A 15,473-nucleotide genomic window follows, 5' to 3' on the forward strand; every position below is an offset into this window, starting at 1 on the left:
TCCGATTTCGGGTCGTCCGGGTGGGTCAGGAACCGTCGGCGCGGGAAATCCCGCGCCGGCAGGTGTCGTCCCCGGTGGCGCACACAGTGGAACCGAACGCACCGGTTCCGATTTTGGCGAAGTTGTCCAGGGAAGCGGTCCCTGGCGTGAAGTAGCCGGTGTGGCTCTTGGCTCCGGCCGCCGACAGCACGCGCGCGCCGAACTCCGGGGAGACCGGATCCGCGCCGTGGCCGAGGCCGCCGAACTCCAGGTGCGGGACGTCGGCGATCCAGTCGCCGGTGTCCCGCATCGACCACACCCGCGCCGAAGTGCCCAGCTCGCGGGCGTTGTCGACCCGCATCCCGGGGCTGCCCGCCACTGCGATGTCCGTGACCCGGGCCGGCAGCTCGTGCGCGGCTACCCCGCAGACCACGGAGCCGTAGCTGTGGCAGAACAGCGCCACGCTCGAGCTCCCGGGCAGCGCGGAGGTCAGCGCGCGCAGTCTGGCGGCGCCGTCCACGGCCATCCGGCCGGTCGCCGCGTCCATGCCGACCCCGCTCGGGGCGGTGTAGCCGGCCCAGGCGATGACGGCCGTGCGGCCGGCGGGCGCGGCCGCGCGCTCGGCCTCGTACAGGGACTCCGCCATGCCGACGGGGGCGGTCAGGCGCCGCTCGGTGCGCTCGAAGGTGAGCGCGTCGGTGTCGACGCCCGGGATGATCACCGAGACCCGGCGGGCCGTGCCGAGGTCGCCGAAGACCTCGGCGACCAGGCCGCTGCCGGTGGGGTCGAACATGAGGATCTGCCGGCCCGCTTCGGCGAGGGACTCGAAGCGGTGGGCGCGCCGCCCGGCCGTGGCGCGGTCGGAGGGGGCCAGCGTGACGTCGCCGCGGTGGGCCTCCTCGGACCGCGCGGCCTGCTGCAGGGCGATCCGGTTGGCCCGGTAGCGGGTGGCCACGGGCACGCCGTCGAGGCTTCCGACCACGAGCGGGTGGGCTTCGGCGAGCCGGGCGCGCTGGGCGCCGTCCAGGCTCGCGAAGAAGCGCGCCACGATCGGCGCGGGGGCGTCGGCGGCGGGCAGCGGCCGGCCGCCGAAGCGCGACTGGGCCCAGGAGGTGAGTGCCGCCCGGCGCGCCGAGGCCCCGTCCTCGGGCCGGTACACGGAGGTCCATCCGGTGGTCGCGAGCATGAGGAAGACCACCGTCAGCGCGAGCAGGGTGCGCAGGACGGCCGGGCGCGCGACGGCGTCGGACGAGTGGGGGTGGGCAAGGCCGGACAGTTTCACTGCGCTCAGCGTAGGAGACCATTCCGGCCCGCGGCGCGCCGGGTGACCGGAGTCACCGCGGGCCGCGCGGAGCGGAGCGGCGCCGGATGGCGGCCCGGAAGATCGTGCGGGCCGGCCCGGAAGATCGCGCGGGTCAGACCGGGCGGCGCCAGTCGGCGGCCAGCGCAGGGCCGATCTGGTCGAGGTAGCGCTCGGTCATCCGCCGGATCGTCGCGACGCCGGTGTCCTCGCCCTGCCCCCAGAGCCGCCCGGTGACCCGCATCACGCCCGAGAACGCGGCGACGGCCACCCGGGGGCGCGGATCGGCGTCCACGTCCAGCCCCTCGCGCTCGGCGATCAGCCGGGAGATCCGCTCCTCCAGCTCCGTGGAGCGGCGCAGGTGCACGGCGAGCAGGGCCGGGGTGGACTCGATGAGCCGGTAGCTGCGCATGTACAGGTCGACCGGGACCAGGTCCGAGATGGCCTCCTCGACGGTGTCCCAGGCGTCGAGGACGGCCGCGCGCATCGCCTCGAGCGGGCCCTCGGCCGCGGGGCGGGAGCGCAGCGCGGCGACGAAGTGCGATTCGACCAGGTCCTGGACCGCGAAGGCGACCTCTTCCTTGTTGGCGAAGTACCGGAAGAAGGTGCGCTGGGAGACGTCCACCGCGTCGGTGATCTCGTCGACGGTGGTCTCCTCGTACCCCTGGGCGATGAAGAGGAGGAGGGCGGCGCGCAGCAGCGCGTCGCGGGTGCGCCGCTTCTTGCGCTCGCGCAGTCCGGTCGCCGGTGCGGGCGGCGCGGGACGCTCTTCGGTCATCACGGCGTACGGGGTCCCTTCTGACGCTGGAGTGGGCGGTCAGCGTATCTGTGACGGACCTGACAGCGACTGTCTCGTTAAGCCGTCTGTGAAGTGTCAGCGACTGTCACTAATCTGTCCGCATGACTAGTCAGATCACCGTCGACGGCCAAGGCGTGGTCCTCGGCAAGGAACCGGACCCGGCGCCGGTCCGCACCGGCCTGCGCGGCCATCCGTGGCTGACCCTCTTCGCCGTCGCGGTCGGCGTCATGATGGTCACCCTCGACGGCACGATCGTCGCCGTCGCCAACCCGGCCATCCAGAAGGACCTCGGCGCCTCGCTCGCGGACGTCCAGTGGATCACCAACGGCTACCTCCTGGCCCTCGCGGTCTCCCTGATCACCGCGGGCAAGCTCGGCGACCGCTTCGGCCACCGCCAGACCTTCCTCATAGGCATCGCCGGCTTCGCCGTCTCCTCGGCGGCCATCGGCCTCTCCGGCGGAGTCGAGCTCGTCATCGGCTTCCGCGTCGCCCAGGGCGTCTTCGGTGCCCTGCTGATGCCCGCCGCGCTCGGGCTGCTGCGCGCCACGTTCCCGGCCGAGAAGCTCAACATGGCCATCGGCATCTGGGGCATGGTCATCGGCGCCTCGACCGCCGCCGGGCCGATCGTCGGCGGCCTGCTCGTGGAGAACGTGAGCTGGCAGTCGGTCTTCTTCATCAACGTGCCCGTCGGCGTGCTCGCGCTCGCCTTCGGCCTGTTCATCCTGGTCGACCACCGGGCCGAGAACGCCCCGCGCTCCTTCGACGTCCTCGGCATCGCCCTGCTGTCGGGCGGGATGTTCTCGCTGATCTGGGCCCTGATCAAGGCCTCCGAATGGGGCTGGGGCGACCTCAAGACCCTGGCCTTCCTCGGCGGCTCCCTGCTCTGCTTCGCGGCCTTCGCCGTCTGGGAGAACCACGTCTCCGAGCCGCTGATCCCGCTCGGGATGTTCCGCTCGCTGCCGCTGTCCGCGGGCACCGTGCTGATGGTCCTGATGGCCTTCGCCTTCATGGGCGGGCTGTTCTTCGTGACCTTCTACCTGCAGAACATCCACGGCATGAGCCCCGTGGACAGCGGCCTGCACCTGCTGCCCCTCACCGGGATGATGATCATCGGCTCGCCGCTGGCCGGCTTCGCCATCACCAAGGTCGGCCCGCGCCCGCCGCTGGTCGCGGGCATGGTCGCCACCGCCGTCGCCTGTTTCGGGATGGCCCAGCTGACCCCGGCCACCTCCACCCTCACCATGTCGCTCTGGTTCGCCCTGATGGGCCTCGGGCTCGCGCCCGTCATGGTCGGCGCCACCGAGGTCATCGTCGGCAACGCCCCGCTGGAGCTGTCCGGCGTGGCCGGCGGGCTCCAGCAGGCCGCCATGCAGGTCGGCGGCAGCCTGGGCACCGCCGTGCTCGGCGCGGTCATGGCGAGCAAGGTCGCCGGCACCTTCGGGGACAACTGGGCCGCGGCGAAGCTGCCGCCGCTCACCCCCGAGCAGCTCGACCTCGCGGAGAAGGGGGTCCAGGTCGGTGTGGCCCCGGTCCCGCCGGGCGCTGCGGAGCAGGTCGCGCAGGCCATCACGGGCGTCGCCCACGACACGTTCGTGGCGGGCATGAGCACCGCCTTCACCGTCGCGGGCGTGGTCGCGGTACTCGCCGCGATCGTCGCCGGCTTCACCAAGCGCGGCGAGAACGCCGCCGCGGGGGCGGGCGCGGCCCACATCTAGCCCGTGTCCAGCCCACGTCCAGCCCGTGTCCAGCCCGCCGACCGGCGCTGACCGGCACTGACCGGCGCCGCCCGAGCCGCCCGCTGCGGCCCGGGCGGCGCCCCCTCCGGCGCCTCCCCGGCCCCGTCCGCCGCCGATCGGACGGGGTCGCGGAGGCGTCAACTCCGTGCGTACGAGAGCCCCGCCGGACGGTTCCGGCGGGGTTGTCGCCTATCAGGGTGGACCCGGCCGCGGCCCCTTCCGCCCGGCCGTCCGCGCAGGTCAGCGTGGTGTCGACGGAGCTTTCGGAAACGGTCCGGGGCCCGTCCGTCCACCAGGAGTTGACCCGTCATGCGTACGTGGAGCACGACCTTCGCCCCGGCCGCCGTCCTCGCCGCCACCCTGCTGATCCCCGGAACCACCGCCGCCGCCCACGCGGCGGGCCAGGCTCCGGCCCACGGCTCCGGGCACGCCCCGGGCCGGGCCGCCGGGCCGCCGACGCTCGGGGCCTGCGCGACCGGTCAGCTGTGCCTGTGGGCGAAGCCGGAGTTCAAAGGGGCCCGCAAGACCCACGAGCTCAGCACCCTCGACATCAACAGCTGTACGGCGCTGCCGCCCGGCACCACCGCCCAGTCCCTCGTCAACCGCACCGGGCGCCCGGTGACCACCTACCAGTCCGCCGAGTGCGCCGAGACGGGCGAGTTCCAGACCTATCCGGGCGACGGGGTGTGGCTGCCCCAGTCGCCCTACCAGGTCAGGGCGTTCAAGGTGTGGGAGCGCTGACGGCGGCCGCCGCCGGAGCCGCCCCGGGCGCCTGGGCCGGCAGGCCCGCCCCCGCGCCCGGAGCGGTCCCGGGCCCGGGTCCTGCCCCGGGCCCGGGTGCGGCGAGCCGGGCGACCTCCGCGCGCAGCGCCCGTACCTCCGACGCCAGTTCGGCGATCGCGGCCGTCTGGGCCCGTTCCACCCGGTCGTCCCGCTCGAAGCGGGAGATGAACCAGGCCGCGATGTTGGCGGTCACCACACCCAGCAGCGCGATCCCGGACAGCATCAGCCCCACCGCCAGCAGCCGGCCGAGCCCGGTGGTGGGGGAGTGGTCGCCGTAGCCGACCGTCGTCATGGTGGTCACCGACCACCACAGGGCGTCGCCCAGGTTCTTGATGTTGCCGCCGGGAGCCTCCCGCTCCACGCTCAGCACGGCGAGCGAGCCGAACATCAGCAGCCCGACCACCGCGCCCGCCACGTAGGTGGTCAGCCGGATCTGCGGGGCCATCCGGGCCCGCCGGCCCACCAGCATCAGCGTGGAGACCACGCGCAGCAGCCGCAGCGGCTGGATCATCGGCAGCAGCACCGCCGCCAGGTCCATCCAGTGGGTCCGTACGAACGCCTTCTTCGAAGCCGACAGGCCCAGCCGCATCAGGTAGTCGGCGGCGAAGGCCGCCCACACCACCCACTCGGCGTGCATGCAGGCGCGGTGCACGGCCGCACTCGCGTCGGGCACGACGATGGGCACGGCATAGGCGACGGCGAATCCGAGGGCGAGCACCAGCAGAGGCGTCTGCGTCCGGCGCTCCCACCGCGACTGGCGGGAGGGTTGCTTCATGCGGAGCATCGTAAAGAACGCGTAAGACGCGGCGGACCCCGGCATCGGGGTCCGGACCCCGCACCCCGCACCCGGACCCGGGAACGACGGGGGGCCGGGTCGCCTCGGCGGCCCGGCCCCCCGTCCTCACCCGTTCGACCCGCGGGGGGTCAGGCGTCGCCGCCCGCCGCGCCCGGGTCCGCGGCCCTGACGTCCAGCAGCTGGTAGCGGTCGATCGCCTGCTTCAGCGCGGAGCGGTCGATCTTGCCCTCCTTGGCCAGCTCGGTCAGCACCGAGAGGACCACCGACTGCGCGTCGATGTGGAAGAACCGCCGGGCCGCACCGCGCGTGTCCGCGAAGCCGAAGCCGTCCGCGCCCAGCGAGGTGTACGTGCCCGGGACCCAGCGCGAGATCTGGTCCGGGACCGCCCGCATCCAGTCGGAGACCGCCACGAACGGACCCTCCGCGCCGGACAGCTTGCGCGTCACGTACGGGACGCGCTGCTCCTCCTCCGGGTGGAGCAGGTTGTGCTCCTCCACCGCCACGGCCTCGCGGCGCAGCTCGTTCCAGGAGGTCGCCGACCACACGTCCGCCTTGACGTTCCACTCGGCGGCCAGGATCCGCTGCGCCTCCAGCGCCCACGGCACCGCCACGCCCGAGGCCATGATCTGCGCCCCGACGGCGCCGGCCGTGCCGGCCGAGACCCGGTGGATGCCGTTCAGGATGCCGTCCACATCGACGTCCGCCGGCTCGGCCGGGTGCTGGATCGGCTCGTTGTAGACCGTCAGGTAGTAGAAGACGTCCTCGGCGTCGGGCCCGTACATCCGCCGCAGACCGTCCCGGACGATGTGCGCGATCTCGTACCCGTACGCCGGGTCGTACGCCACACAGCCCGGGTTGGTCGACGCCAGCAGCTGGGAGTGGCCGTCGGCGTGCTGCAGGCCCTCACCCGTCAGGGTGGTCCGGCCGGCGGTCGCGCCGAGGACGAAGCCGCGGGCCAGCTGGTCGGCCATCTGCCAGAACTGGTCACCGGTGCGCTGGAAACCGAACATCGAGTAGAAGACGTAGACCGGGATCAGCGGCTCGCCGTGCGTCGCGTACGCCGAACCGGCGGCGATCAGCGAGGCCGTGCAGCCCGCCTCCGAGATGCCGTCGTGCAGCATCTGGCCCGTCGGGGACTCCTTGTACGCGAGCAGCAGGTCGCGGTCGACCGCCTCGTACTGCTGGCCCAGCGGGTTGTAGATCTTGGCGCTCGGGAAGAACGCGTCCATGCCGAAGGTGCGGTACTCGTCGGGCGCGATCAGCACGAAGCGCCTGCCGATCTCCTTGTCCCGCATGAGGTCCTTCAGGATGCGGACGAAGGCCATGGTGGTGGCGATCGACTGCTGTCCCGAACCCTTCTTGGCGGCCGCGTACGTGGCGTCGCCCGGCAGCTGGAGCGGCTTGGCGCGCACCACGCGGGTCGGCACGTAGCCGCCGAGCGCGCTGCGGCGGTCGTGCATGTACTGGATCTCGGGGGAGTTGCGGCCCGGGTGGTAGTACGGCGGCGCGCCGTCCTCCAGCTGGGCGTCCGTGATCGGGATGTGCAGGCGGTCGCGGAAGCGCTTGAGGTCGTCCGCCGTCAGCTTCTTCATCTGGTGGGTCGCGTTGCGGCCCTCGAAGTTCGGGCCGAGGGTCCAGCCCTTGACCGTCTGCGCCAGGATCACCGTCGGCTGGCCCTTGTGGGCCTTGGCCGCCGCGTACGCCGCGTAGACCTTCTTGTGGTCGTGACCGCCGCGGCCCAGGTGCTGGATCTGCTGGTCGGTCATGTTCTCGACCATCGCGCGCAGCCGGTGGTCGCCGCCGAAGAAGTGGTCGCGGATGTACGCACCGGTCTCGGTGGCGTACGTCTGGAACTGCCCGTCCGGGGTGGTGTTCAGCTTGTTGACCAGGATGCCGTCGCGGTCCTGGGCCAGCAGCGGGTCCCAGGACCGGTCCCAGATCAGCTTGATGACGTTCCAGCCGGCGCCGCGGAACTGCGACTCCAGCTCCTGCATGATCTTGCCGTTGCCGCGGACCGGGCCGTCGAGGCGCTGCAGGTTGCAGTTGACGACGAAGGTCAGGTTGTCCAGGTGCTCGCGGGCCGCGATGGACAGCTGGCCGAGCGACTCCGGCTCGTCCATCTCGCCGTCGCCGAGATACGCCCAAACGTGTGACTTGGACGTGTCCGCGATACCGCGGGCCTGCATGTAGCGGTTCATCCGGGCCTGGTAGATCGCACCGAGCGGGCCGAGGCCCATCGAGACGGTCGGGAACTCCCAGAAGTCCGGCATCAGCCGCGGGTGCGGATAGCTGGACAGGCCGTACGGGGCCTTCGACTTCTCCTGGCGGAACGCGTCGAGCTGCTGCTCGGAGAGCCGGTCCAGGAGGTAGGCGCGGGCGTAGATGCCGGGGGAGGCGTGGCCCTGGAAGAAGATCTGGTCGCCGCCGTCACCCTCGTCCTTGCCCCGGAAGAAGTGGTTGAAGCCCACGTCGTAGAGGGACGCGGAGGAGGCGAACGTGGCGATGTGGCCGCCGACGCCGATGCCGGGGCGCTGGGCGCGCGAGACCATGACGGCCGCGTTCCACCGGGTGGCGTTGAGGACCTTGCGCTCGATCTCCTCGTTGCCGGGGAAGAAGGGCTCGTCCTTGGTGGCGATGGTGTTGACGTAGTCGGTGGAGCGCATCTCGGGCACGGCCACGCGCTTCTCGCGGGCCCGCTCGATCAGCCGCAGCATCAGGTAGCGGGCGCGCTCGCGGCCCCGCTCGTCGACGGCGGCGTCGAGGGAGTCGAGCCACTCCTGCGTCTCTTCCGGATCGAAGTCCGGGACCTGGCTCGGCAGGCCACCAATGATGATCGGATTGCGATCGGATGCGGAAGCCACGCTGTTCCTTCGCTGTCGGGGGAGTCGTGCCTTGGGGTTCGCCGCCTCCCATGGTCTTACGCTCGCCGGTAATCGTCATCTTTACCGCTCGGTAATCCCTCGAGGTCGGCGGGATTGTGACGGCTGTGGCGACGGCACCGGCCAAACCGCAACCTTACGCCCATGTCGATCTACGGCTTCGCGAGGTCGTTCGTCCCTCAAACAGGTAGGAAAGTCCCGAGGCGATGCCGAATGGGGTGGAATGGTGTGGGATGAATCACCAGAGGTACATACGGAGGGGCTGAAAGTTGCGGCGAGACGGCCGCAATCGTCACCGTTTCGACGGTCTCGGCGGCCGGGTACTTGCGCGATCCGCCGCGCCCGTGTGGACTACGCCCAATGCTGCGCGTACGCGCGCCGCCGAAGAACATTCACCGAACATGAGCAGGAGGCACCCCGTGAGCGCGACCGCGGACCACGCGGAGAACCTGGCCGCCCGGCTGGGTTTCCAGTCCGAACAGGTGGTCCAGGAGATCGGCTACGACGACGACGTCGATCAGGAATTCCGTGATGCCGTAGAGGATCACGTCACCGAACTCGTCGATGAGGACTACGACGATGTCGCAGACGCGGTTCTGCTGTGGTTCCGGGAGGACGACGGCGACCTGACGGACGCCCTGGTCGACGCGACCGAGCTGGTCGAGGACGGCGCACTGATCCTGCTGGTGACTCCCAAGACCGGCAAGGACGGCTTCGTCGAGGCCAGCGACATCAGTGAGGCCGCCGAGACCGCCGGCCTCTCCCTGGCCAAGGGACTGCCCGTCGGCAAGGAGTGGACCGCCACCAAGCTGGTGACTCCGAAGACGGCCAAGTCCAAGCGCTGAGCCGCGCCCCGCAGCCAAGCGGACACACACCCCGCCTGCCGGAATCATCCCGGCCGGCGGGGTGTGTGCGTTCGGCGGCGGCCGCGGCCACCGCCGCGAGCGCGGCGGACCCATAAGCTGAGATCACCCGGACAGCCCAACGCGGGGCTGCGGGACCGAAGGGATGCGACAGATGGCGATCGAGGTCGGCAGCAAGGCCCCGGACTTCGAGCTCAAGGACAACCACGGCGCCACCGTGCGGCTCTCCGACTTCCGCGGGGAGAAGGCCGTGGTGCTGCTCTTCTACCCGTTCGCCTTCACCGGTGTCTGCACCGGCGAGCTGTGCGAGCTGCGGGACCAGCTCCCGCGCTTCCAGAACGCCGACGTGCAGCTCCTCGCGGTCTCCAACGACTCCGTGCCCACCCTGCGCGTCTTCGGCGAGCAGGAGGGCCTGGAGTACCCGCTCCTGTCGGACTTCTGGCCGCACGGCGAGACCTCCCGCGCCTACGGCGTCTTCGACGAGGACAAGGGCTGCGCGGTCCGCGGCACCTTCGTCATCGACAAGGACGGCATCGTGCGCTGGAGCGTCGTCAACGGGCTGCCCGACGCGCGTGACCTGAACGAGTACATCAAGGCCCTCGACAGCCTCTGAGTGCGTGCCGCAGGCTCATGGGCACGGTCGCACGGTCGCACGGTTGCACGTCCGCCTGTCCGCCTGTCCGCCTGTCCGCTTCGAATAAGCCCGTACAGGCGGGAACCCGTCACTAGGATCGAAACGTTGATCCGGTAGAAACCGCACGACGGGGCCCCGCCCCACACAAAAACCTTATGGAGGACCCGTGGGAGTCAGCCTCAGCAAGGGCGGCAACGTCTCGCTGACCAAGGCCGCGCCGAACCTGACGGCGGTCATCGTCGGTCTGGGCTGGGACGCTCGCACCACCACCGGTGTCGACTTCGACCTCGACGCCAGCGCGATCCTGACCAACGACCAGGGCAAGGTCGCCAGCGACGCGAACTTCGTGTTCTTCAACAACCTGAAGAGCCCGGACGGTTCCGTCGAGCACACCGGTGACAACACCACCGGTGAGGGCGAAGGCGACGACGAAGCGATCAAGGTCAACCTCGCCGGCGTCCCCGCCGACGTGGCCAAGATCGTCTTCCCGGTCTCGATCTACGAGGCCGAGAGCCGCCAGCAGAGCTTCGGCCAGGTCCGCAACGCGTACATCCGCGTCGTGAACCAGGCCGACAACGCCGAGCTCGCCCGCTACGACCTGTCGGAGGACGCCTCGACGGAGACCGCCATGGTCTTCGGCGAGCTCTACCGCAACGGCGCCGAGTGGAAGTTCCGCGCCATCGGCCAGGGCTACGCCTCCGGCCTGCGCGGCATCGCGCAGGACTTCGGCGTCAACGTCTGAGGCCTTGGGCCGGCCTGATCCGTCAGAGCGAGCCTCTTCACCCCGTCCGGCGCCGTGCACTGTGTGTACGGCGCCGGACCGGCTTTACCGCCGTACCCGCAGCACCCGCCGTACCGTCTCGTCACACCGTTGTCCGGGGAGGACCACAACATGGGCGTCACACTCGCCAAGGGGGGCAATGTCTCCCTCTCCAAGGCTGCACCGAACCTCACCCGGGTTCTGATCGGCCTCGGATGGGACGCGCGCTCGACCACGGGAGCCGACTTCGACCTCGACGCGAGCGCGCTGCTGTGCAACAGCGGCCGGGTGCTCGGCGACGACTACTTCGTCTTCTACAACAACCTGAAGAGCCCCGAGGGCTCCGTCGAACACACGGGGGACAACCTCACCGGCGAGGGTGACGGTGACGACGAGTCGATCATCATCGACCTCACCAAGGTGCCGGAGTCCGTGGACAAGATCGTCTTTCCGGTCTCCATTCACGACGCGGACTCCCGCCGGCAGAGCTTCGGCCAGGTCAGCAACGCGTTCATCCGCGTGGTCAACGAGGCGGACGGCCAGGAGTTGGCGCGCTACGACCTCTCCGAGGACGCCTCCAGCGAGACCGCGATGATCTTCGGCGAGGTCTACCGGTACGGCGGCGAATGGAAGTTCCGCGCAGTGGGGCAGGGGTACGCGTCGGGGCTCCGCGGCATCGCTCTAGACTTCGGGGTCAACGTTTCGTAAAGCCGTACAAGACGATGGGATGCCAGTGGTTCTGAAAACCTTCGGCTGGTCGTTCGCAATCACTGCGCTCGGACTGGTTGCGGCGCTGTTCTACGGGAGCTGGGAGGCCTTCGGGATCGTCGCGATCCTGTCGATCCTCGAGATCTCGCTGTCCTTCGACAACGCGGTGGTCAACGCCGGAATCCTGAAGAAGATGAATGCCTTCTGGCAGAAGATCTTCCTCACCATCGGCGTTCTGATCGCGGTCTTCGGCATGCGACTGGTCTTCCCTGTCGTCATCGTCGCGATCAGCGCCAAGATCGGGCCCATCGACGCCGTCAACCTGGCCCTTACCGACAAGAACCGGTACCAGGAGCTGGTCACGGACGCTCACCCGTCCATCGCCGCCTTCGGTGGCATGTTCCTGCTGATGATCTTCCTCGACTTCATCTTCGAGGACCGTGACATCAAGTGGCTCGCCTGGCTCGAGCGTCCGCTCGCGAAGCTCGGCAAGATCGACATGCTGTCGGCGTGCATCGCGCTGATCATCCTGGTCATCACGGCCATGACCTTCGCCACCCAGGCCCACCAGCACGGTGGCGCCCACGTGGACAAGGCGCAGACCGTCCTGATCTCGGGTGTCCTCGGCCTGATCACCTACATGGTCGTCGGCGGTCTCTCCGGCTACTTCGAGAACAAGCTCGAAGAAGAGGAAGAGGCCGAGCACGAGGCGGAAGAGGCGGCCAAGAAGTCCGGCAAGCCGGTCACGGCCATCGCCATGGCCGGCAAGGCCGCGTTCTTCATGTTCCTCTACCTCGAAGTCCTCGACGCCTCCTTCTCCTTCGACGGGGTCATCGGCGCCTTCGCCATCACCAACGACATCGTCCTCATGGCCCTGGGCCTCGGCATCGGTGCCATGTACGTCCGGTCGCTCACGGTCTACCTGGTCCGCCAGGGCACCCTCGACGACTACGTCTACCTGGAGCACGGCGCGCACTACGCCATCGGCGCGCTCGCCGTCATCCTGCTCGTCACCATCCAGCACGAGATCAACGAGGTCATCACCGGTCTCGTCGGCGTCGTGCTGATCGGCTGGTCCTTCTGGTCCTCGGTGCGCCGCAACAAGCGCCTGGAACTGGAGGGTTCCACCGCCGAGGCATGATCACGGCGGTAATGCGGAACGCTCAAGTGCGGGGCGGTCCGGAGGGTCCACGGACCCACCGGGCCGCCCCGCCCGCGCATGCCGGCGGGCAGCCAGGGGACCGGGCAACCAGGCAACCAGGCAACCAGCGGACCAGGGGATCAGGGGGGTTGAGGGAATGGGATTCTTCGACGGCATCAGGGGCAACCGCGGTGTGCACTTCCAGTCGGGCAGCGCCTCGTCGAACGCCATCGAGCTGACCAAACGCCATCCGACGGTGTCGCTCACCAAGCAGGGGGCGGTGCACGGAAACCTGCGCGTCAACCTGTCCTGGCGGATGCGGACCTCGGACATAGGCGGCCGCGCGGCCGGCCAGAGCGGACAGCTCTTCCGGCATCCGTTCAAACTGTTCAAACCCGACATGGTGCAGGCGCACACCCAGGGCATGGTCAACGTCGACCTCGACATCGGCTGCCTCTACGAGCTCACCGACGGCACCCGCGGCGTCGTCCAGCCGCTGGGCAACCTGCACGGCGACATCAACAGCCCGCCCTACGTGAAGCTGAGCGGCGACGACCGGTTCGGGGCGCCCTCCGGCGAGACGATCTTCGTCAACCTCGACCACGCGGAGGACATCAAGCGGCTGCTGGTCTTCGTCTACATCTACGACCAGACCCCGGCCTTCGACCGGACGCACGCCATGGTCACCCTCTACCCGATCACCGGGCCGCGCATCGAGATCCCGCTGGAGGAGCGCCACCCGCAGGCCCGCTCCTGCGCCGTGGTCTCCATGGAGAACATCAAGGGCGAGCTGATCGTGCGCCGCGAGGTCAAGTTCGTCTACGGGTTCCAGGCCGAGCTCGACCGCCTGTACGGGTGGGGCCTCCAGTGGGGCCGGGGCTACAAGACGTCCAGCCGGTGAGGCGCGCGGCCGGCGGGCGGCGCGCGCCCGCTCGCGCGCTCACCGGCGGATGACGCGGCGCGTGCTCACCGGCGGATGAACTGCGGACCCTGCACGGGCAGCCGGAAGGCCGGATCCCCGCCCGGAGCGGGCACCGGCACGGGCGACACCGGCTGCGGGTACCCGTAGGCGGGCTGCGCGTCCGGCAGGGCCTGTGTGGGCGGCGCGGGCGCCACCGGGGCGGCCGCCTGGCCGGCCGGGGCGTCGGGGGCGTCGGCGGTGCCCTCGTCCACGGAGATCCCGTGGTCGGTGGCCAGCCCGACCAGCCCGTTGGAGTAGCCCTCGCCGAGCGCCCGGAACTTCCACCCCTCGCCCCGCCGGTACAGCTCGCCGCAGATCAGCGCCGTCTCGGCGCCGGTCTCGGGCCGCACGTCGAAGAAGGCCAGCGGTTCGGAGCCGCCGGTCGCGGTGGCGTCGTAGAGGAGGATCCGCAGGTCATGGACGCGCTGGAAGGGCACGTCCTCGGCGGAGGCGACGACCAGGATCCGGTCCACGAGCGGGGTGACGGCCCGCAGGTCCGCCTGGACGGCGTCGGTGATCCCGTCGCCGAGCTGCTTCTTGCCGAGCCGCCAGACGGCCCCCGAAGGGTGCCGGGGCTGGTTGTAGAAGACGAAGTCCTCGTCCGAGCGCACCCGCCCGTCCGGGCCCACGAGCAGCGCGGAGGCGTCCACGTCCGGCACATCGGGCCCACCGGTCCAGCGCAGCACCGCCCGGACCGCCGCGGCGGTCACCGGGATGTTCGAGCCCTTCTGCATCGCGTGCGTCATGACGGCCATCCTGCACTCCCGGGCACGACCGGGACAATGCGGCCCCCCGGAGACCTTGTCCCGACCGCGAGTCCTGGGCATGGTGCAAGAGGGTTACCTCGATTTCATGTGCTTGAGGAACTCTTGAATCTCATTCGTACGTACTATTACCGGCCACGCCAGTTGGGCCGCCGAGGCAGTACGGGGGAAGCACATGCGTCATTTCGGGCACATCTCGCCCACAGTCCGAAAGGACCTCTTCCACCAGGAGCCGGCAGAGTTCACCGCCGCCTCCCCCGCACGCACGCTCGCGGCCGCCCTGGGGGCCACCCTCTACAGTCCGGCCACCCGGACCCAGCTCGCACGGGACATCCGCAAGCAGGCCGGCCGCGGAGTCGTCTCCATGGTCCTCTGCCTGGAGGATTCCATCAGCGACGCCGATGTCGTGGGGGGCGAGGAGAACCTCGTCCGGCAGTTCGCCGCCCTCGACGAGGACCCGGCGGAGCTCCCGCTGCTCTTCATCCGCGTCCGCACGCCCGAGCAGATCCCCGATCTCGTGCACCGGCTCGGCGGCTCGGCAGCGAGACTGGCCGGATTCGTACTCCCGAAATTCACCGAAACACGCGGGATCGCCTTCCTCGAAGCCGTCGCGGAGGCGGAGGCGGCGAGCGGACAGTCCCGGCTGTACGCGATGCCCGTCCTGGAGACCCCGGAGCTGCTGCACCTGGAGACCCGCGTCGAGGCCCTCGCCGGGATCTCCCGCACGGTCAACAAGTACCGCGAGCGGGTGCTCGCGCTGCGGCTGGGAGTGACCGACTTCTGCTCCGCGTACGGTCTGCGCCGCACCCCCGACATGACCGCCTACGACGTCCAGATCGTCGCGGGCGTCATCGCCGACGTGGTCAACGTGCTCAGCCGCGCCGACGGCACCGGCTTCACGGTCACCGGCCCGGTGTGGGAGTACTTCCGCAGCCAGCAGCGCCTCTTCAAGCCGCAGCTGCGCCGCAGCCCCTTCCTGGAGGAGGGCGTCGAGGAGCTGCGCACCGCGCTGATCGAGCACGACCTGGACGGGCTGCTGCGCGAGATCGAGCTGGACCGGGCCAACGGGCTGCTGGGCAAGACCTGCATCCACCCCGCCCACGTCACCCCGGTCCACGCGCTCTCGGTGGTGTCGCACGAGGAGTTCAGCGATGCTCAAGACATCCTCCGACCCGAGCGCGGAGGCGGCGGAGTGATGCGTTCCGCCTACACGAACAAGATGAACGAGGTGAAGCCCCACCGGGCCTGGGCCGAGCGCACCATGCTGCGCGCCGAGGTCTTCGGTGTGGCGAAGGAGGAGGTCGGCTTCGTCGATCTCCTCACGGCCGGGCTCCAGGTGTGAGCGGGCCGTTGACTGCGAGGAAGGGCAA

At 70.2% G+C, this 15,473-nt stretch carries 14 protein-coding genes; 9 read left to right on the forward strand and 5 right to left on the reverse strand.

What is annotated here, in order from left to right; all coding sequences use genetic code 11:
* Positions 1-25: 25 nt before the first annotated feature.
* Both DRB89_RS00525 and DRB89_RS00530 read right to left on the reverse strand, forming a co-directional pair.
* A complete protein-coding gene (locus tag DRB89_RS00525; protein ID WP_204357970.1) occupies positions 26-1,165 on the reverse strand; it encodes an alpha/beta hydrolase in 1,140 nt (379 codons plus the stop codon).
* A gap of 229 nt (positions 1,166-1,394) precedes the next feature.
* The gene (locus DRB89_RS00530; protein WP_112446270.1) at positions 1,395-2,057 is read right to left on the reverse strand and encodes a TetR family transcriptional regulator; all 663 of its coding nucleotides are present in this window, start codon (positions 2,055-2,057) and stop codon (positions 1,395-1,397) included.
* A gap of 122 nt (positions 2,058-2,179) precedes the next feature.
* On the opposite strand from DRB89_RS00530, the gene DRB89_RS00535 reads away from it, so the two are divergent.
* Together DRB89_RS00535 and DRB89_RS00540 are read left to right on the forward strand one after the other, a co-directional pair.
* A complete protein-coding gene (locus tag DRB89_RS00535; protein ID WP_112446269.1) occupies positions 2,180-3,793 on the forward strand; it encodes an MFS transporter in 1,614 nt (537 codons plus the stop codon).
* A gap of 330 nt (positions 3,794-4,123) precedes the next feature.
* On the forward strand, positions 4,124-4,555 hold the full coding sequence (locus DRB89_RS00540) for a peptidase inhibitor family I36 protein (protein WP_112446268.1): 432 nt from the start codon (positions 4,124-4,126) through the stop codon (positions 4,553-4,555).
* Here the strand turns inward: DRB89_RS00540 and DRB89_RS00545 are convergent.
* Together DRB89_RS00545 and aceE are read right to left on the reverse strand one after the other, a co-directional pair.
* Positions 4,536-5,372, reverse strand: coding sequence for a potassium channel family protein (locus DRB89_RS00545; RefSeq protein ID WP_112446267.1), 837 nt, complete (start codon positions 5,370-5,372; stop codon positions 4,536-4,538). The genes DRB89_RS00540 and DRB89_RS00545 overlap by 20 nt on opposite strands.
* Positions 5,373-5,521: 149 nt before the next feature.
* Positions 5,522-8,254 carry a pyruvate dehydrogenase (acetyl-transferring), homodimeric type gene (gene aceE / locus DRB89_RS00550; protein WP_112446266.1) on the reverse strand — a complete coding sequence of 911 codons (2,733 nt, stop codon included), beginning with the start codon at positions 8,252-8,254 and terminating at the stop codon, positions 5,522-5,524.
* A 437-nt stretch (positions 8,255-8,691) separates the two neighbouring features.
* On the opposite strand from aceE, the gene DRB89_RS00560 reads away from it, so the two are divergent.
* The 6 genes from DRB89_RS00560 (at position 8,692) to DRB89_RS00585 (ending at position 13,279) form a co-directional block, all read left to right on the forward strand.
* Positions 8,692-9,117 carry a DUF3052 domain-containing protein gene (locus DRB89_RS00560; RefSeq protein ID WP_204357601.1) on the forward strand — a complete coding sequence of 142 codons (426 nt, stop codon included), beginning with the start codon at positions 8,692-8,694 and terminating at the stop codon, positions 9,115-9,117.
* 172 nt (positions 9,118-9,289) lie between these two features.
* Positions 9,290-9,748, forward strand: a complete 459-nt coding sequence (locus tag DRB89_RS00565) for a peroxiredoxin (RefSeq protein WP_112446264.1) — start codon at positions 9,290-9,292, stop codon at positions 9,746-9,748.
* Between the two features lie 187 nt (positions 9,749-9,935).
* Complete coding sequence (locus tag DRB89_RS00570; protein WP_112446263.1) at positions 9,936-10,511, forward strand: TerD family protein; 576 nt, start codon at positions 9,936-9,938, stop codon at positions 10,509-10,511.
* Positions 10,512-10,661: 150 nt separating this feature from the next.
* A complete protein-coding gene (locus DRB89_RS00575; protein ID WP_112446262.1) occupies positions 10,662-11,237 on the forward strand; it encodes a TerD family protein in 576 nt (191 codons plus the stop codon).
* Between the two features lie 25 nt (positions 11,238-11,262).
* Positions 11,263-12,378, forward strand: a complete 1,116-nt coding sequence (locus tag DRB89_RS00580) for a DUF475 domain-containing protein (RefSeq protein ID WP_112446261.1) — start codon at positions 11,263-11,265, stop codon at positions 12,376-12,378.
* 157 nt (positions 12,379-12,535) lie between these two features.
* Positions 12,536-13,279, forward strand: a complete 744-nt coding sequence (locus tag DRB89_RS00585; RefSeq protein ID WP_112446260.1) for a Tellurium resistance — start codon at positions 12,536-12,538, stop codon at positions 13,277-13,279.
* 65 nt (positions 13,280-13,344) lie between these two features.
* Here DRB89_RS00585 and DRB89_RS00590 read toward each other — a convergent pair whose 3' ends face one another.
* Positions 13,345-14,085 carry a TerD family protein gene (locus DRB89_RS00590; protein WP_112453114.1) on the reverse strand — a complete coding sequence of 247 codons (741 nt, stop codon included), beginning with the start codon at positions 14,083-14,085 and terminating at the stop codon, positions 13,345-13,347.
* 193 nt (positions 14,086-14,278) lie between these two features.
* Here DRB89_RS00590 and DRB89_RS00595 point away from each other — a divergent pair, with 193 nt between their 5' ends.
* Positions 14,279-15,445, forward strand: a complete 1,167-nt coding sequence (locus tag DRB89_RS00595) for an HpcH/HpaI aldolase/citrate lyase family protein (RefSeq protein WP_112446259.1) — start codon at positions 14,279-14,281, stop codon at positions 15,443-15,445.
* The last annotated feature ends 28 nt before the right edge of the window (positions 15,446-15,473 follow it).

Source organism: Streptomyces sp. ICC4 (assembly GCF_003287915.1).
Classification (GTDB): domain Bacteria; phylum Actinomycetota; class Actinomycetes; order Streptomycetales; family Streptomycetaceae; genus Streptomyces; species Streptomyces tritrimontium.